Annotated in this window: 19 protein-coding genes and 1 pseudogene; 17 read left to right on the forward strand and 3 right to left on the reverse strand. The window is 67.2% G+C overall.

Translation table 11 applies throughout. The features are described 5' to 3' along the window. The 10 genes and pseudogenes from FMQ63_RS31935 to FMQ63_RS31980 all read left to right on the forward strand — a co-directional run. Positions 1 to 337 (forward strand): annotated as a pseudogene (locus FMQ63_RS31935) (hypothetical protein); the annotation flags it as partial. Between the two features lie 70 nt (positions 338 to 407). Further along, positions 408 to 830: a hypothetical protein gene (locus tag FMQ63_RS31940; RefSeq protein WP_225909849.1), complete on the forward strand. Its 423-nt coding sequence runs from the start codon at positions 408 to 410 to the stop codon at positions 828 to 830. A 173-nt stretch (positions 831 to 1,003) separates the two neighbouring features. Beyond that, a complete protein-coding gene (locus FMQ63_RS31945; RefSeq protein ID WP_020479225.1) occupies positions 1,004 to 1,342 on the forward strand; it encodes a hypothetical protein in 339 nt (112 codons plus the stop codon). A 216-nt stretch (positions 1,343 to 1,558) separates the two neighbouring features. Continuing rightward, positions 1,559 to 1,900, forward strand: coding sequence for a hypothetical protein (locus tag FMQ63_RS31950; RefSeq protein WP_020478936.1), 342 nt, complete (start codon positions 1,559 to 1,561; stop codon positions 1,898 to 1,900). Positions 1,901 to 2,113: 213 nt separating this feature from the next. After that, positions 2,114 to 2,455, forward strand: coding sequence for a hypothetical protein (locus tag FMQ63_RS31955; protein ID WP_020478937.1), 342 nt, complete (start codon positions 2,114 to 2,116; stop codon positions 2,453 to 2,455). Between the two features lie 189 nt (positions 2,456 to 2,644). After that, on the forward strand, positions 2,645 to 2,926 hold the full coding sequence (locus tag FMQ63_RS31960; RefSeq protein WP_020478938.1) for a hypothetical protein: 282 nt from the start codon (positions 2,645 to 2,647) through the stop codon (positions 2,924 to 2,926). Between the two features lie 379 nt (positions 2,927 to 3,305). Then, the gene (locus FMQ63_RS31965; protein WP_011551926.1) at positions 3,306 to 4,262 is read left to right on the forward strand and encodes an amidoligase family protein; all 957 of its coding nucleotides are present in this window, start codon (positions 3,306 to 3,308) and stop codon (positions 4,260 to 4,262) included. A 531-nt stretch (positions 4,263 to 4,793) separates the two neighbouring features. Then, positions 4,794 to 5,234 carry a gamma-glutamylcyclotransferase family protein gene (locus tag FMQ63_RS31970; protein ID WP_011551925.1) on the forward strand — a complete coding sequence of 147 codons (441 nt, stop codon included), beginning with the start codon at positions 4,794 to 4,796 and terminating at the stop codon, positions 5,232 to 5,234. Further along, positions 5,231 to 5,620 carry a gamma-glutamylcyclotransferase gene (locus FMQ63_RS31975; protein WP_011551924.1) on the forward strand — a complete coding sequence of 130 codons (390 nt, stop codon included), beginning with the start codon at positions 5,231 to 5,233 and terminating at the stop codon, positions 5,618 to 5,620. The genes FMQ63_RS31970 and FMQ63_RS31975 overlap by 4 nt, the downstream gene beginning before the upstream one ends. Beyond that, complete coding sequence (locus tag FMQ63_RS31980; RefSeq protein ID WP_275955114.1) at positions 5,614 to 5,856, forward strand: hypothetical protein; 243 nt, start codon at positions 5,614 to 5,616, stop codon at positions 5,854 to 5,856. Before FMQ63_RS31975 ends, FMQ63_RS31980 begins: the two co-directional genes overlap by 7 nt. 45 nt (positions 5,857 to 5,901) lie before the next feature. Here the strand turns inward: FMQ63_RS31980 and FMQ63_RS31985 are convergent, their stop codons facing one another. Continuing rightward, complete coding sequence (locus FMQ63_RS31985; RefSeq protein WP_020478941.1) at positions 5,902 to 6,276, reverse strand: hypothetical protein; 375 nt, start codon at positions 6,274 to 6,276, stop codon at positions 5,902 to 5,904. 448 nt (positions 6,277 to 6,724) lie between these two features. Between FMQ63_RS31985 and FMQ63_RS31990 the strand changes: the two genes are divergently transcribed. The 6 genes from FMQ63_RS31990 to FMQ63_RS38790 all read left to right on the forward strand — a co-directional run bounded on the left by FMQ63_RS31990 (position 6,725) and on the right by FMQ63_RS38790 (position 13,104). Next, positions 6,725 to 8,020 carry a TIGR02270 family protein gene (locus FMQ63_RS31990; RefSeq protein ID WP_011551921.1) on the forward strand — a complete coding sequence of 432 codons (1,296 nt, stop codon included), beginning with the start codon at positions 6,725 to 6,727 and terminating at the stop codon, positions 8,018 to 8,020. A gap of 28 nt (positions 8,021 to 8,048) precedes the next feature. Further along, a complete protein-coding gene (locus FMQ63_RS31995; RefSeq protein ID WP_011551920.1) occupies positions 8,049 to 9,053 on the forward strand; it encodes a DUF2169 domain-containing protein in 1,005 nt (334 codons plus the stop codon). Between the two features lies 1 nt (position 9,054). After that, the gene (locus FMQ63_RS32000) at positions 9,055 to 10,146 is read left to right on the forward strand and encodes a hypothetical protein (RefSeq protein WP_011551919.1); all 1,092 of its coding nucleotides are present in this window, start codon (positions 9,055 to 9,057) and stop codon (positions 10,144 to 10,146) included. Continuing rightward, on the forward strand, positions 10,134 to 11,387 hold the full coding sequence (locus FMQ63_RS32005; RefSeq protein ID WP_011551918.1) for a DUF4150 domain-containing protein: 1,254 nt from the start codon (positions 10,134 to 10,136) through the stop codon (positions 11,385 to 11,387). The genes FMQ63_RS32000 and FMQ63_RS32005 overlap by 13 nt, the downstream gene beginning before the upstream one ends. Positions 11,388 to 11,399: 12 nt before the next feature. Further along, positions 11,400 to 12,128: a hypothetical protein gene (locus FMQ63_RS38210; protein WP_011551917.1), complete on the forward strand. Its 729-nt coding sequence runs from the start codon at positions 11,400 to 11,402 to the stop codon at positions 12,126 to 12,128. A 553-nt stretch (positions 12,129 to 12,681) separates the two neighbouring features. After that, entirely contained in the window at positions 12,682 to 13,104 is a 423-nt protein-coding gene (locus tag FMQ63_RS38790; protein WP_020478943.1) for a hypothetical protein, read from the forward strand. A 63-nt stretch (positions 13,105 to 13,167) separates the two neighbouring features. On the opposite strand, the gene FMQ63_RS32020 is transcribed toward FMQ63_RS38790, so the two are convergent. Next, on the reverse strand, positions 13,168 to 15,039 hold the full coding sequence (locus FMQ63_RS32020) for a HEAT repeat domain-containing protein (RefSeq protein ID WP_020480807.1): 1,872 nt from the start codon (positions 15,037 to 15,039) through the stop codon (positions 13,168 to 13,170). A gap of 52 nt (positions 15,040 to 15,091) precedes the next feature. Beyond that, positions 15,092 to 15,706: an RDD family protein gene (locus FMQ63_RS32025; protein WP_011551915.1), complete on the reverse strand. Its 615-nt coding sequence runs from the start codon at positions 15,704 to 15,706 to the stop codon at positions 15,092 to 15,094. Between the two features lie 652 nt (positions 15,707 to 16,358). Between FMQ63_RS32025 and FMQ63_RS32035 the strand changes: the two genes are divergently transcribed. Beyond that, positions 16,359 to 17,222, forward strand: coding sequence for a GIY-YIG nuclease family protein (locus FMQ63_RS32035; RefSeq protein WP_011551914.1), 864 nt, complete (start codon positions 16,359 to 16,361; stop codon positions 17,220 to 17,222). The last annotated feature ends 19 nt before the right edge of the window (positions 17,223 to 17,241 follow it).

The following is a 17,241-nucleotide window of genomic DNA, read 5'->3' on the forward strand; positions in this document are numbered from 1 at the left end:
CATTCCGCTGTCGAACCCCGCCGCCCCCGGAGTCCACATTCCGCACACCACTGGTGACGTTGATGACCTCTTTTCCCTCTACCGCAGGATTGTCCACGACACCGCCATGAGCGTTGACGCGCGCGCGGGCTACCTGACGGCTGTGGTTCGGGTGGACAAGCGAATCTCCAGGCGCCTCGACAGCCAGCCGAACGAAACGTTGGTCGCGCTCTTCCGGGAGCGGTTGGCGGCCGAGGATAGCCAGCGCGTCACCGTCCACCCGCTCGCGGCCCAGAGCTTCGAGGAGGCCGCGAAGGAGATGAGCGGCGCGGACCTCGGCGCCAGCAGCGACGAGTAAGCCTCAACCACCAACAATGCGCGCGGCGGGCCCTCTCGCTCGCCGCGCGCCCCGCTCCCTGGCTCACGACATGAAGACAAGCCACATCATCTCCGTCCCGCAGAAACTCGGGCTGGGCGTGCCCAACCGCCGCGCAGCCCTGCTCTCCGATGTCGAATCCCTCCTCCCCCACCCCATTCGCCCCGGCGATTACCGTGTGACGATTGAGCGGCTGGAGAGTCCGAGCGACGTCCCTGTCTACGTGGACGTTGAGGGGGCCCTGTTTCGATTCGCCAACCAACGGGCCTGGGCCCGGCTCCTCCTCCACTGGGTGCGCACACGGAATCAGGGCGTCCCCACCGGGATGCTGAGGCGCCTGGCGGAACGAATCCCCATCATCCACACCTGCCTGCCGCGGCTGGTGGATTGGGGCGCCGAGGACGCCCAGGCCGCCCTGAACGAACTGAGGCACACGGCCATCCGGGAGCGCTTGCACCGCCCGAAACAAGGGTGACATCCCTCACACCACCCGGATGCGCAAGGGGAAGAGGTCTCCACAAAGGCATATCCCTCCAAAACGCACACCACCCAAACACGAGAGAGGACTTGATACGCCCGCCAACCAGAGCGTGTATGCCTTTTGCGACGGGCAACTGAGCGCCGCGCGAACCCACAGGAACACCAACTATGAGCACCACGGCCGTCCCCTTCTACATTGTCCCCATCAAGGTGATTGATTTCAGCAACGCCAGGCTGTCCTTGGACCTCGGCAAGAACCAGGTCGGCAGAGCCCAACCACAGCTGGACATATTCCTTCCCGGCGCCCCCCATCGGCAGTTGAGCGCTTTGCTCCACACCTATGCCGCCAGCCTGGAGCTGAACACCCCACCCAACGAGCGGTGGCTCATTCGGACCGACTGCTGCGTGGAGCCGAACCACGGCCGCATCTTCCTGGAGCTGGCCGAGGGGGACCATGCCGAGGCTATGCGCGGGATGATGCTCCTCAACGCCCTGCTGCTGGACTGAACGGCAGGGGCAGGGGAACCCGCGCCGCACCACCGCGCGGGCTCCTCTCCCAATCCCGTGACACTGAAACACCACGCGAAACACGCCGCAATCCTCGGCACAAACTACATCCAGCACAAAACACCAGACACGACTTGCTTCGCACCCCCACGTAGGGATGTATGCGTTTCGCGACGAACAACAAAGCGCCGCGCCAACCCCAAAGGAACGCACACCATGAAGACCACCCCCAAGCCCCCTCGCCTTGGCCAGACGACGGCAACCGCCCCCCAGAACGCCACGGTGACTCTGAGCCTCAGCAAGAACCGATACGGCACGCCTCAGCCGCAGGTGGACTTCTTCCTCCCGCGCGGCTCCAGCCATCGGGAGACGAGCGCGATGCTCTACACGTTCGCCGCCAGCCTGGAGCTGCGCACGCCTACCAGCGAGCGATGGATTGTGCAGACCGAGCGCCTCGAGGAGGCGAATCACGGCCGCGTCTACCTGGAGCTGTCCAAGGGGGACCATGCCGAAGCCATGCGGGGCATGGCGCTCCTCAACGCCGTGCTGCCGCGCTGAGCAGCAGAGGAAGGGGGAACCCGCGCCGCAGCACCGCGCGGGCTCCTCTCCCAATCCCGTGACACTGAAACACCACACGAAACACGCTCCCAACCCTGGGCGCAGACCACATTCGACACAAAACACCAGACGCGACTTGCTTCCCATCCGCACGCAGGGATGTATGTGTTTCGCGACGGCCAGCGACGGCCCCGCCAACACACGGAGAACCCCATGAGCCGCCCCATCGTGATTGTCGAGAGCCCTTACGCCGGTGACATCGAGCGCAACGTCGCGTATGCCCGGGCGGCCCTCAGCGACTGCCTCCGGCGCGGCGAGGCCCCCTACGCGAGCCACCTGCTCTACACGCAGCCTGGGGTGCTGCGGGATGAGGTCCCCGAGGAGCGCAACCACGGCATCGAGGCGGGCTTCGAATTCCGCCGCGTCGCGCAGGCCACGGTGGTCTACACGGACCTCGGCTACTCGGAGGGGATGAAGCTGGGCATCCGTCACGCCGAGGCCCTCGGCCACCCCATCGAGTACCGCTCGCTTCCCGGCTGGGCCACCCAGGCGTAAGCGCCGGGACGCAGCGGCAGGGCAGAAGGAGCCAAACACCTCGGCCGCGCCCTTTCGCAGAGTCAACGCGGAGCCCCGCAGACTCAACTTGAATTGCATCCCCACAAGAGCGCGTATGTCTTTCGCAACGGGCAACACCCCGCCCTACGGAACGCGAGGACAACGATGGCCACGACGAGCCAGCAGTTAATGATGGTAGGACAGCGCACCGCGCGCCATGGAATTCCCCAGCCGTACATCGAGGTGCGCTTCCCGAAGGACACGCGCCAGCGCACGCTGGACGCCGCCCTCCATCGCCTCTACGCCGATATCGAGCTGGCAACCCCGGAAAGCGAGAGCTGGGATGTTCGCATCGAACAACTCCCGGATGTGTTCAGCTTCTCCGGAGGCCGCGTGTACCTGGAGCTGGCGGAGGGCACTCCGGTCGAAGCCGAGCGCGCGATGGCGCTGCTCAAACGCCTCGTGGGTTGAGCCCTCCTGAGCCCCTCAGCAGGCACCGCGTGCGGCGCGCGCCGGTCAGCGGTCCAGCGCCGGAGGGAGGCTCCTCCGGCTGAGCCAGCGGACGCCGCAGGGGACTCCGCGCTGGCACGTTCCGCCAAGCCCCCGCCTGTCTCATCCAGGGGCAATCACACACACTGGAATTCCGCCTACAGCCCCCAGCCCAGGCAGGCTGGCCGCGTCCCGGCCACGGGGGAGCCTGCGCGAAACCCCGCGAATTCTCGCGGCAATTTCAGACAGCCAAATCCACATCGCCAGCCGCCGAAGATGACTTGCTTCATTCGCACACCAGAGCGTGTATGTGTTTCGCGACGGGCGCCACAGCCCCGCGCGAACGCGAGAGGCAAACTCCATGAAGACGCTCCGGTTTGGAATTGAAATTGAGACGGTTGGCGCCAGCCGCCAGAAGCTGGCCCATGCGATTCAGAGCGCGGTGGGCGGGCACGTTTCCGGCGACTACCGGGGCTGGCAGGTGACGGACACCCAGGGCCGCATCTGGAGGGTGGTATCGGACGCCTCGCTGAGCGGAGGCGAGTACAGCGGCGAAATCGTCTCCCCCATCCTCACCTACCAGGACATGGACGCCTTACAGCAGGTGGTGCGCGCCGCGCGCGAGGCCGGCGCACGCGCCGACGCCTCCACCGGAATCCACATCCACGTCGACGGCAGCCGCTTCGACGCCAAGGGCGTCACCAACCTCGTGAAGATGGTGCACAAGCAGGAGCGCCTCCTGGAGACGGCCCTCGGGGTGAGTGCGGCCCGGCTCGCCCGGTACTGCCGCCCCATCGATGGGGCCTTCCTCCAGCGGCTGGAGGCCCGGCGCCCGCGCACCCTGCAGGATGTGAATGAGGCTTGGTACGGGCGCCGCAACAGCATGCCCAACCGCTACGACTCCAGCCGCTACCACGGCCTCAACCTCAACAGCCTCTTCTTCCGGGGCACCATCGAATTCAGGTACTTCAACGGCTCGGTGCACGCGGGAGAGGTGAAGGCCTACGTCCAACTGGTGTTGGCCCTCGCCGCCCGGGCCCTGGCCTCGAAGGCCGCCTCTAGCAAGCGCCGCGACTTCAACCCCGCCACCGCCAAGTACGACTTCCGGGTGTTCCTCCTCCACCTGGGACTCATCGGCGAGGAATTCAAGACGGCCCGCCTCCACCTCCTCAAGAAGCTGGAGGGCAGCGCGGCCTGGAAGGGCCAGCGCCGTGACAGGCGCGGCTCGGGCGGGGGCGAGGACGGCTCGACCGGCAGCGAGGGCACACAGGGCGGCGCAGGGGGCAGCGCGCCCACCGAAGCCTTGGCTGCCGCGTGACGGGGCCTTCGCGGGCGCCACGGGGCCCTGGCGCCCGCCTGCGCTCGCGGCAGGGCCCGGGAAAATCCGGGCGCCGGGCTCGCACCTTCCTGCGGTCCCCGCTCCTCGCAAACAGCGCTTGCTTCAATGGCGAACCAGAGCGTGTATGTCTTTCGCGACGGGCGAAGGCCCTCGCCAACACAAGAGACACAGCAATGAAAGCATACGGAATCACCCGCAAGGACAGAGGCTGCTGTCCGGGGCACGGCAAGTTCCCTGTCGAGAAGTACCGCGGGCGCCTCTCCCGGAAGGCGCACACCCGAGGGACACGCCTCGCGCACCGCCGCGCTCGGGCCCTGGCGAGGGTGGAGCTCTTCAACGAGAGGCGCGACGCCCCCCGCGTCAGCAACGAGAGGTAGGCCCCACCGCGCTGGACGGCGAGCCCAACCCAGTACGCCCCCACCATGGAGGCACCGCGCCAGAGCCCTGCAGGTGCCCTGGCTGGCAATGACAACGGCGGGCCAAGAGTCCGCCCTCAACAGGAGGAACCCCATGCTCTACTTCGCCTACGGCTCCAACCTCGACAGGGCCCAGATGCGCGCGCGCTGCCCTGGCGCCACCGTCGAGGCCCGAGCCACCCTTTCCGGCCACACCCTGGTGTTTGGCGGATTCAGCCACCGCTGGGGCGGCGCCGTCGCCAACCTCCAGCGCGTGCGCGGCGCCCACGTCGAGGGGCTGCTGTACCGCCTCACCCCCGAGGACTTGCGCGCCCTCGACGTCTTCGAGGGGCACCCCTTCGCATACCGGCGCGCCATTCGGCTGGTGACGGACAGGGCCGGCCACCGCCGCCGCGCGCTGGTGTACCTCCAGCCCGAGGGACGCTTCGAATCCTGGCCGCCCGCTGTCCGCTACTTCCGCGTCCTCTGGCACGCCTACGGGCGCCTGGGCTTCAACCGCGCCGCCCTCTCGGGCGCCCTGGGAGGTGCGGCGTGAAGCACGCTTCAACCTCGACGCGCGTCTTCGTGTACGGGACGCTACTGGGGGGCGAGCCCAACCACCGCCTCCTGCGCGGCGCACGCCTTATCGGCCCAGCGCGGACGCAGCCCCGCTTCACCCTCTATGACTACGGGCCCTTCCCCGCCCTCGCCTCCAGGGGCAAGCACGCTGTCGAGGGCGAGGTGTACGAAGTCGACGCTCTCATGCTGGCGGCGCTCGACAGACTCGAGAGCCACCCGCGCTTCTACCGACGCACGCCCATTACCCTCGACGACGTCGGCCGCGTCGAGGCATACCTGTTTCCCAAGGAGCGGTTGGCTGGCCGCCCCATCATCGAGTCCGGTTGCTGGCGTCGACACCTACAGGAGAGGAAGCCATGGTAATCGTCATGCGCGACGGGCGTGTCCTTCAGGGCACGGCCGTCCAAATCGTGAAGGGAATGCAGGACATCGCCTTCGGTGTGGAGCGCTTGTCTCTGGGCGAGTACATCGACTGGGTGGTAGGCAATGCCCAGCGTTTCGAGTCCGTCGCGCTGCGTGTCCAGGGTGAAACCGACGAGGAGAAGGCCGCCTCGCTGGTGGACGAGATGCTGCGCGAGGGCCTGGCAACGAAGGGGTGAGGGCGCGCCCGCCAGGCGCGCTCTCTCATACGGCGAAAGACGGCCTCAGCCGCGCGCCGTAGCGACTCCGCTTCGAAGGAATCGCTCAGCGGACACAGGCCGCGCCCGCCGCTTGCGGCGCGTGCCTCGCCACTCCTCAGCCACCTGGCCACCGTGTGCAGCGACGTGGCTTTCAGCCAAGAGGCCCACCGTGGCGCGAAGAGGGCCTTCACCAGCACCACACGCCTCCACCAGCACCAAGGCTTCACGGGCGCCCAGCATCTGCAACGCTGCGGCCTCTGCCAGTCGGTACTCGGCTTTCGCCTCGGCAAGCCGCGTCCGCGCTTCGGGACTCCCGTCCAACCTCGCGTACGCCCGCTGCAACTCCACCTCTGCCCGCCCCAGGCGCTCCGCGAGCGCCCGCCGCTTCTTCATGCTCATGGCCGAAGGTGGAAAGCAGGTGGCATGCCGCGCCTCCACGGACGCCTCTTCCCTCGGGGCATGGTGAGCGCCGGCTTGGTGCCCCCGTCTCTCGACACGCACTCCCCAGTCCGGCCCGGAAGACGCCAGTCGCTGTCGCCCACGGGCCGAAGCGTTGGCGATATTGGCCGTGAGTTGCCCTGCCCCGAAGGGCGATGTCACTGAGCGGCTCTGCTCCAATCAAGCCACGCTGCCGCCAGCTTCGTTCACAGGCTGACGGTGACTTGCCGTATTGGGTTTAGTGCACTTTGTCTCAGCCGCGCGTTTTCAACTTAATGCTCGCCAGTGCTACCGCATTTGAAGCAATGGCACTCACGCGCCGACTGCAAGCAAGGCCGAAAGGCCTTCGCGCATTCATCTGGGCCCTTGCAGCCACGCGTAGCGGAAGCCAGAGGGGGAAGAAGACACCATGCTGTTGGTAGACGTGCTGGAGGAGCATCTCGACGAGGCGGAGTTCCGGTGGCTGCAGTGGGAGAAGGCGCTGGGGGCGCCAGACTTCTCACTGACTGAGACTGCGAGACTTGAGGAACTTCTCCTCGCGCATCTGGACGGGCTGGTGGTTGGCGCATCCACCGCTATCGAATCCGTGTTGCGCCCCGCATTTGAAACAGAGGACGCCTTTCGCATCTCCGCGGCGACCTACGCGCTGCTCGCCCTCGGTGAGGTGGATGAAGTCCTGCTGCGACTGCGCGGGGCCGAGCCCTTCGCGCGCCCCGCTATTCGACGGGCCCTGGCGCTCAGCGAGGCCCCAGGGCTGGGCGCACGCCTGCTCGATTTGTTGAAACAGGAAGACACCGCGCTGCAGGCGGAGGTGCTGGAGGCGCTGGTGTTCCGCCAGGAAGCACCGCCCGAGGCGCTGTTGCGCTTCTTCACCCACGACGAGCCACGGGCCCGGGTAACAGCCCTTCGTGGCGCCCTTCCCTTTCCGGACGGCGCAGCGCGAAGCCTGCTTCCCATGCTGCTGGACTCCTCCCACCCCGGCATTCGAGCGGCGGCAATGGAGGCAGGAGCGGCCTCCGGCGTGAAGCAAGCCTGGGAGTTGTGCCGCACCGCTGTGCGCGCTCAGGACGCACACAGCCTTGAAGCCATGGTGCTGCTCGCCATGGGCGGCGGTGTGCAAGAACTCCCCTTCCTCATGGCGCTGCTGGATGCGGAGAAGCTCCGCCCCCAGGCCCTCTGGGCCCTGGGCTTCAGCGGCTGGGTGGCAGCCATGGAGGCGTGCCTCGCCTGGCTGGAGGTACCCAGCGTTGCACAATTGGCCGGGGAGGCCTTCGCCGCCATGACGGGTTTGCGGTTGGAGGGGCCCTACGCCCTGCCTCCAGGCGAGAGGCCCGAGGACGTCCCACCGCCGCCGGAACTCGAAGAGGACTTGGACGCAGACTTGGTGCCCAAGCCCGAAGACGACTTGCCGTGGCCGAACGTGACCGCCGTCAGGGGCTGGTGGGCCGCGGAGAAGAAGCGCTTCGTGAAGGACACGCGGTACCTCTTGGGCCGGCCCTTCAGCGGCAGCGGCTTGGTGGAGGCCCTTGAAACCAGTCCCATGCGCCGCCGCCACGTCCTGGCCCGCGAATTGGCCCTGCGTAGCCAGGGCACGCTGACGGTGCGCACTCGGGCCTTCACATACGTCCAGCGCGCGGAGCAGGCCAAAGCCCGGGCCGCCAGCGCCCGAATCCGCACGCAGCCCTTCGACAGCGGCCTGCGCTGACAACAACCCCCTCGCTTCGTTGCCAACCATGTGGGCACTTCAGAATAAGACACCCTACGCGGCCGAGCGGACGTGGGTCCGCGACAAGGACGGCCACCACCACTGGGTTGTCGCCGTCAAGGCCACCTTCGACGTCGACGACGCGGGCCGCCTCCGCCCTGCCGACGAGCAGGAGCCTCCACTGCCCGCGCCCGTCTACTGGGGAGAGGCGGGCCACTCCAGCTTGCGCTTCGAGGCCGAGCTCGTCGCCCCCAAGCCCCACACAGACGTCCTCGTCAACGCGTGCGCCCATGCGCCCGGTGAACGGCCCGCGCCCAGCGTCGAGGTGGCCGTCCGCATCCACGACGTGGACAAAATGCTCGTGGTGCACGGGGAGCGCTACTACACGCGCGGCCTGACGGGCGTGAAGCCCTCGTCCCCCAAGCCCTTCGTCACCCAGCCCATTCTCTACGAGTGGGCCTGGGGCGGCACCGACACGCACGACGCCGACGCGCGCAAGCACGTCAGCGACATGCGAAACCCTATCGGCCAAGGGGTGGCCAGCCGCGAGGCGCGCCTGGTGGACCAGCCCGCCCACCGTATCGAATACCTGCGGGGCCACCCGGCGAAGTCCGGGCCGGCCGGGTTTGGCCCCATCGCCAGCTACTGGTCGCCACGGCTCGAGCTGGCCGGCACCTTCGACGAAGCCTGGAGGAAGACGCGACACCCGCTGCTGCCGCGAAACTTCGATGAGCGCTTCGCCCTATGCGCCCCTGCTGACCAGCGTCCCTCACGCCGCCTCGTGGGCGGAGAGAAGGTGGCCCTGGTGCACCTCACGCCGAAGGGCTCGCTCCACTTCACGTTGCCCCGCCTCAGCTTCGGCTTCGCCACCTACTTCGGCGCCGTCCGACGCTTCCACGAGGCCACCCTGGGCACCGTTGTCATCGAGCCCGAGGTGAAGAAGGTGCGCATGGTTCTCCAGACGGGATTGAGCGTCGGCCCCCGGGACGTCGACCGCCTCGACTTCACAGCCATTACGGAAAGGACGGACTGACATGAGCGGTGAGGCGGTACTTGTGGCGTCGGGAGCACGTGCTCCGGTGGGGACGACAGCGGAGAGCGTCGCGGCGGCGGTGCGTGCGGGCATCAGCCGCGTGCGACTCCTCCAGGTGCCGGAGCTGGGGCGGCAGGCGGACTCCTTCATCGCGAGGGACGGGCTCCTGGACGCGCAGGAGTGGTGTGGCGTGACGCGCATGGCCGCGCTGGGGGCCGCGGCGTTGGACGAAGTCCTCGCCAAGCTGACACCCGCCCTCCCGCCGAGGAGTCTCGACGTTCCGGTGCTGGTGGGCCTTCCCGAGGAGCGCCCGGGCTGGAGGGCATCGGACGCCTCGCGAGTCGCCTCCGCCCTCTCCGCCCTCGGAAGTGCGCGCCTGAACCTCCAGGTGGAGCCGCGGTTGACGGGCCATGCCTCGGCGCTGGAGGCGCTACGAGACGCCGTGACTCGGGTTGGCCACACCTCTCGCTGCCCACTGGTGATTGTGGGAGGCATCGACAGCTACCACGACGTCCAGACGCTGGCCTGGCTTCGCGAGCGGAACCAGTGGCTGGAAGAAGGGACGCGCATGGGCTTCGCCCCCGGCGAGGCCGCGGCCTTCGTCGCGGTGATGGCCACGCCGGACACACGTCGGTGGAGACTGGCTCCCCACGCCACGGTGCGCGCCGCCACCACGGCCCACGAGACGAAACTCATCCACAGCGACGACCTCAACTTGGGCGAGGGGATGACGGCCGCCGTGGCCGAGGCACTCGCGCCACTGGAAGGCACGCGTGAAGTCGTGGAGGACGTCCACAGCGACCTCAATGGCGAGCGCTACCGCGCCGAGGAGTGGGGCTTCGTCGCCCTGCGCCTTGGGGCCGCGTTCCGCGACGCCGCCGCCGTCCACACACCTGTGAGCAGCTGCGGCGAGGTGGGTGCCGCCACAGGGGCGCTGAACCTCGTCATCTGCGCGCAGGCCTGGCAGCGCCGGTACGCGAGCGGCCCACGTGCGCTACTCTGGGGCAGTTCGGAAGCCGGGTTGCGCGCCGCCGCACTGCTGGAAGAGCCACTTTCCGGAAGTGAAGAAGGAGCGAAACCATGGCCAAGGTAACAGTCAACTTCCCGAGGACGCCCGTCACCAAGGGCAGCTCGGGCATCGCCGCAGCCACGCTGCCCAACGTCTGCAAGATGCCCGGCCCGCCGGCTCCCTTCGTGCCCACGCCCTTGCCCAACATCGGCAACAGCGGCGACGCCCCCGAGGGCTACTCGAAGACAGTCACCATCAACGGGCACCCCGTCGCCATCGCCGGCGCCAGCTTCGGCAGCAAGGGGGACATGGCCAGCAAGGGGACGGGCGGCGGGCTCATCTCAAGTAACACTCATGGCCCCACGAAGTTCATCGGCCCCGGCTCGATGAACGTCAAAATCGAGGGGAGGAATGTGCAGTTGCTGGGCGACCCCATGCTCAACAACTGCGGCCCCTCTGGCAGCCCGGCGAATGCCGCCACCATGACGGGCATCATCCAGGCATCCGGCGTGATGACCGTCATCTACGGCGACGACATCCCGTGCTCACGCTGCGGGAAGGAACACCCGCTGGGGGCAGGCGAAGCGACACAGAAGGCGATTGCAACGCTGTTCAAGCGGCTCCAAGCGGCTCTCGACAAGCAGAAGCAGCAGATTCTCGAGTACGCCGAGTTGGACAAAGAGGAGTACACAAAGAGGTCGGCGCTCGCACAGCTGAAGAAGCTCAACACACCGGAACGACGAACGGCAGGGAAAGGCCTAAGACCAGAGCAGAGGGCAGAATTAGAAAGGCTGCCGGGCGAACTCGCAGCCCTGAGGGCCAAACTCGCCCCCCTAAGGGACTTCTTCAAGAACAAGGCTGTGCTTCGCTATACCCCAAACACCAACTCATACACCAAGGGCTACATGATTGGCGCCATGGTATGCACATGCGCGACCAAGAAGCTCGTGGCCTGTTCAGGCCATGCGCCACCAGGCTTTTGGCCGGCCGTAAAAGCCGCGGAGTTTGAGTGTGTAAATTCTCGCGTCGGAGCAGGGGCCCGAGAAGAGAAATGGATGTGTGCCGCCAAGCAGATCATGGAGAACCACGGGGGACACAAGCCCAAACACCTTGCCGAGCGACTATTTTACCCCATAGTCGAGGGCATCAAGCTCGAAAGGGGTCCGAAGATCAAATTCAAGATTCGAGAAGAAGACATAAACACCAAGAAGCTCTCTGAACCCAAGGAGCGCGAGCAGGTATTCAAGCATGGCGAAGATGTGCCGTCGTGCTCAGAGTGCCAAGAAAAACTCCCTGCCATGTACTGCAAGACAATCTGCAAATAGCCAGGAGCCCCAATGAAACCCTTTGTTGAATTTGTCGAAAAATACCGCCCAGGCTTTTCTGAGAAAATCACTCCGGCGGATTGGGTCGACATATCAATGCTGGAGGAAGACGCGGGCCCTCTCCCAGGGGCCTACCGTCGCTTCCTGGAGACAATGGGAGCGAGCATGGGCGACCTTGAGATTGCCGATGCCCACTTCTCCATTCACAGCACTCTCGGCGTATACCGCACCATGTCCTGGCTGCAGGACAGCCGCTACATCTTCCTTGCAGGAGACAACGGGCTTGCAAGCTGGCATTGGTTCCTTGATCGCTCAAGCCCTCACGGGACTGACGACTGCTTGGTCGTCAATCGACTATTGGACGAGAACTATCCTCCAGAGGGTAGTCACCCTATGTACGTGGGGCTGGAGGAATTCCTCTACTACGAAGCCTTCAAGGAGCTTCGCCTGCCACAACTACCCTTCCGGCGGAAGTTCTCGTCACCGGATGACGCCGCTGCCGCAGCTCGCTACCGGGCCGACGCGGTGACTGCGCTGGCCGAGGAGAAGGGCTTCAAGCGGCTCCCTCCTGTCGAGCACTGCGCGCTGTACGAGCGAGGAGACGCAGCGCTGCTGCTCTACCGACATCCGACGCAGCCCACCTTCTCGTTCATCCTGGGCTGCGAGGACTCGGCGGAGATGGAGCGACTGGCCCAGGATTTCGAGACACGAACGGGGCTGAAGAGCGTCATCACGCGGTAGGCAAATCCTGGATGTCTTAGCCCTCGTCGAGAGGTACGGGACATGCCCGGCGCCGACCAACGAGGTCGTGACGGACAGCAAAGTGGTGAGCTCGCCCGCGGGCCACTGCAAGAGTGTGCAGGAGTAAGGCATCCTCAAGCGGTGCGCTCCTGCGGCTGTCACATCCCGTGTGCAAGTGCGTGCACCGCTATCGACTACGCCGCTGCCCTGGGGAATGGTAATCCTCTCCCAGCGTTGCTTTGTCGCCGCGTCCACAGCGGCGCCGTCGGCGCATCCGGTGCAACGCATTTTACATATGCCTAAATCCCATCGTCTTCGCGAATTGCAGCCTTTCCACCACCCGAAGCAGGGCCTTTCTGGCGGCGCTCTTCCAGCGCAGCTTCTTGAGTCCGAGTTTCGGGCGGCCATTCGAGAGGAGGTCGCCGGCCCTGTCGCTGCGCTCGCCGCAGCGCTAAGTCGCCTTGCGCGGCGGTTCTCCGAGAAGCCGCAGCCCGTCCGGGCCGTGCGCACGGCGAGCCCCGCGCAACCGACAGAGGCTTCCCAGCCCGTCCGTGTGAAACCAACGCCGGCCGCCGCGCCCATGGCCCGGGCCTGTGCCGTCATCGGCTGCAAGCGCCCCCACCGCAGCCAGGGCTACTGCGCCGCCCACTACCAGAAGCGGCGCCTCATGGTGGCCACGGGCCGCCTGCATGCTGCATGGGTGGAGGACGCCGCGCCCCACAGCATTCCCGACGTCATTCTCCCGCGCGGACGCAGGCCCAAGGCTGACGCCGCGCCTCCCGCGCCGACGCCGCCCGTCAGCGCCACCCCTCGCATGTGGGTGCGCAAGAAGGGGGCAGCAGGCGCGGACGGCACCTCCGGCCAAGGTGCGCCAACGCCTGCCGGGCAGCCGCCCCTGGCCTCGGAGCGCGAGCGCGCCACGGCCACCGCCCAGCGCTGGGCCAGCGAGTTCCGCTCGCGGACGCGGCGCGCCTGAAACCTTCCCGCCCGACAGGCCCCCTCCTATCCCAGGAGGGGCGCCCTTTCTCACGCGGTAGCGTCAGTGCCGTCCATCCGGCTCGACGGGGGCCAGGCGCCCGTCCCTCGTGACGCGCACCACGTGGGCGGGTGCGAAGGTGCCAGCCCGGCCACACACGAATGCGTCGAGTCGCTGGTCCGTCGTCCCCACCACCAAGTCCCCCGCTTCATCCAGTGCGTATGCCATCGGCGCGCCTGGGAGAGTCACCCAAGGCGTGGCACGCCACCGCCCCTCGGAGGCGTCGACACGCACCAGACGCCCTGCCCCGAAATACATGTGTGCGAGGCCCTCCACAACCACGAGGGCGTCGTGCATCCGCACGACTACCAGGGGGTTGGCCCGGGGCTCCTCCAGCACCGTCACCCGCCCGGCTTCATGCACTTCCAGCGTGCCCCCAAACTCCCCGTCGTCCCATCCGACGAGGCACGCCTCCCCCATAGCTTCGAGGACGGATGCGGAGTCCCCACCCGGCACGGCTGCGCAGGGACTCCCCTGTGGGGGCGCCTTCGGCTTGTCCCAGTGCAACTGGACAGAGGTGTGTCCCTCATTCAGCGTCCACCCCCCGCTACGTCCAGGAATAATGCGGGCGCAGTCGATGGACTCCGCATGCTGCACCTCCTGTTCGGCGAGGCCTTGCATGGCCAACCTCGCGTGGCTCCGCGCCACCGGCGAGGCGTGCGTCGTCCCCACCCGCTGGAGCAGCGGCCCCAGCTCCTCCGCATGCTCCCGGAAGGCGTAGCTGCCCAGCGCATCAACCGCCGCGGCCTGGACTTCGCTGTGCGGCGCGTCCACCGCCTGGCGCAGCGCCTCGAAGGCGGCTGCGTCTCCCACGCGTCCAAGGGCCTCTGCGGCCCGTGCGCGCTCCCAGCCCTCCTTCCCCGTGGCCAGCAGCCGCAGCAGCGGCTCCGTCGCGGCTGGCCGCGCCACGTCCCCCAGGGACACGAGGCTCGCAAGGGCCCGGGCGCGGCATTCAGGCACGGCGAGCTGCTCAAGGACGCCCGGCACCGCAGCAGGACTCCTGAAGGCCACCAGCGCCTGCAGCGCCACGGGCGTGAGGCGCACGTCCGCCCGCTGTAGCGCCTGCAGCGCCTCGGGCTCGCCCTTCGCCCCTTCGCGCGCGTGGGCCGCCAGCACGGACGCCACGTACGCCGCTCGTGGGGTGCATGCGTCGAAAACCGCCTCGCAGCCTGGCGCAGGCGCCGACGGGCAGGACGTCCCGGGTGGGCGCCGCAGCGTGGACTCCTCCAGCTCCCGCGCGAGGAGCGTCCGCAGGCGCGGGACGAAGGTCTCCGTGTGCATGGAGGCTCGCCGGGAGAGGACGTGGCGCACCAGCACCAGCGCCTCCCAGCTCGACTCCGGGTTCTCCAGCGCGTCAAACAGCACCGGGGCCAATGTCGGGCCGAGGTGCTCCAGCGCCGACGTGGGCGACTCCAGGAGGTGGCGCACAATGGCTGGCGCTGCTCTCTCGTCATCAAGTGAGGAGAGCGCGTGCAGGGCCAGCCCACCGGGCTCCCGCTCATACGCCTCAATGAGCGCAGGTAAGGCGCCCGTGGCCTTCTCCCCCATATTCGCCAGCGCCTGCGCTGCACCGCCGCGCACGCGACGCTCTGGGTGCCGAAGCAGCGGAATCAGCCGAGGGACGACGCCCTCTCCCTCGCGCCCCAGTTTCCAGGCCGCACACGCCTGCTCCGGCGGCAGCCACTTCTCCCCTGTGTCGGGCCCGTGGAGCTCCTGCAGCAGCGCAAGGCACGCGTCAGCCCCCTGGCAGCAACCCTCCCACGTCCTGGAGTCTTCCCGCTTCCACGGCCGGGAACACCCCAGTGCCAGCACCACCGCCACGCACACGAGCCCGGTCAGCCAGCGGGGACGCCCAGACTTCAACTCTCTCTCCATGTCATCGCCTCTCATTCCCCCTTCACTGGGAAGGGACTCCGAAACAAACGCTTCAGCCAGTCACGAGCCGCGCGGCGAACGAGCGCGGCGAACGAGGGGCTTTCACGACGCGGGTGCCGGCCAGCCAGTCGTGAAGACACCGTCGGTCCTCTCCAACGATGAAGAGGGCGTCCACGAGGCTGAACCAGCCGCAGTAGCCGCAGAGCGCAATCGGGAGCGCGTTCCTCAAAAGGGCAATGCGCCAGACTTCCGCCGGCCGCCCGTCCCTTCTGACGACGCGGATTCCCAGGAGCCGCTTGCCGAGACTCGCCCCCGCGCCTCGAATCAGGCTGGCCTGCACAAGCAACACGAGGAGCGCCGGGACATAGACGGCAGGAGCCGTCATCGCCGCCTCGTCCGGAAGGGCCAGGCACCGGAGGACACCCAGGAGCAGGGACGGGAGCAGGAGCGCCACACCATCGACGAGGCTTGCCGCAAGCCGGGCCCTGCGCGTCGCCAGCTCCGGAGCCGCATGAAGGCACCGGAAGCACAGGCCCCCACTGGACGAGGCACAGAAGGCACAGATGAAGGTGCCGCAACGAATACAGGCCAGGGCGGCGGAGAAGCCAGGATGCTTGGAGCATGGGGACTTCGAAATCGACTCAAGGGCCTCGCGGAAGTCGGACATGGAGGGCCGCAGCACAGCTAGGCCCGCCCCAAGGCAGCAAGTTCCTTCGGCTAGAAAATCCGGCCTGCACCCACAAATGCAACCCAACAGGTTTATTCTACTCGACCCTTCCGGCAGCCCTCTTGCCACCCACTGGTTGCCTCGACACCTGAATCCGCTGCCTGGGAGGGCGTCCCGCTCAAGAAACGAGCCCTTGGAGCGCACCACTCCAGGGCGGCTCCACCGAGGAGGAATCCCGCATCTGGCGGATGGGGTGGCCAACCTCGGTCACGACTGCTTGCGTGCGTCAAGGAGAGTAAGCGAGGCGTACACGGGGGCATCGCTCTGCGTGGAATAGCCGAAGCGGAGTCGGAAACACCGAGGGCGCTGCACAACTTTGAGGTTCGAGCTCCGGGCCTCCGCCCGCTCGAACATCCGAGGCTTCGAGGAGGTGGTGGAGGCGAGCGCCAAGCCGCATTGGACATCTGCCGGGGCCGGCCGCTCGTCTTAATCTGCCGGCACGGGGCGCCGGCTCGCCGTCCTCGCAGCGGAGGAGGGCAGCCCCGGCCCACGCGACACGTCTCTCGTAATCAATGGTCCTAACCGTCCAGGCACGTCACGCCGAGCAGACCGTCGTTGGACGGAGCCGCGCAGCGTGTGCGAAAACAGCCGCATGTTCGAGTTAAACGATGCACTTGAGCGCCTGCACCTGCCGCCCGCCCGAACCCTTGTGCTGAGGAATGCCGTCTCCGAACTCGGCGAGGCGATCTACTGGATTGCAGACGAACGTCCGGAACTCTTCTGCGCCTATCAGCACACTCAAGGGCCGCAGCTCGCCGTCGCCATGCAGCGCGCGCAGTACATCGTCTCCTGCATTGGGCATGCGCCGGACCGAGCCGTCTTCGTCGGTGTCTACGAAATCATGGGCGGCCGGCTGATCGATGCGGCTCAGTTCAACGCCCTTCCGGAGCATCAAGAACTCGCCCGAAACGGCTACGGAATGCTCGCCGACCCCGACACTACTTGGGCCTTCGACCTGCAGGCGCGTCCCTTCATGGAGGCGTGGAAGGGGAAGCTGGTGTTCGGTTGGCCCGGCGGCACACGCAGTTGGTGGCGTCACGCCAGCCGGAATCGCTTTCCGATTGAAGCGCTGGTCGAGGAGAGCATCATCAAGCGAAGACTTCCGCCCTGGCAGGAGCTGGTGCTGACGTGGGCGCAGCTTGCTCTGCTCCCCACGTCCTGGCAAATCCCACTGTCGCAGTGGCGCGGGATTTACTTCATTCACGACGAACGCAGGCGCCTGGGCTACGTGGGCTCCGCGGCCGGGGCGGAGAACTTGCTCGGCCGCTGGCTTGACTACGCCACCAGCGGCCATGGCGGAAACAAACTGCTCCGGCAATCACGACCGGCCGACCTCCGATTCAGCGTGCTCGAGCGCACTTCGCCCGACATAGCGGTGCGGGAGGTGGTTCTCCTCGAGCAGACGTGGAAGCGCCGGCTGCACACGCGCACACCCTGCGGCCTGAACGAGAACTGAGCCGGACGTTTACCTAAGC

The sequence above is a fragment of the Myxococcus sp. CA005 genome, from assembly GCF_006518205.1.
In the GTDB taxonomy this organism is placed as follows: domain Bacteria; phylum Myxococcota; class Myxococcia; order Myxococcales; family Myxococcaceae; genus Myxococcus; species Myxococcus xanthus.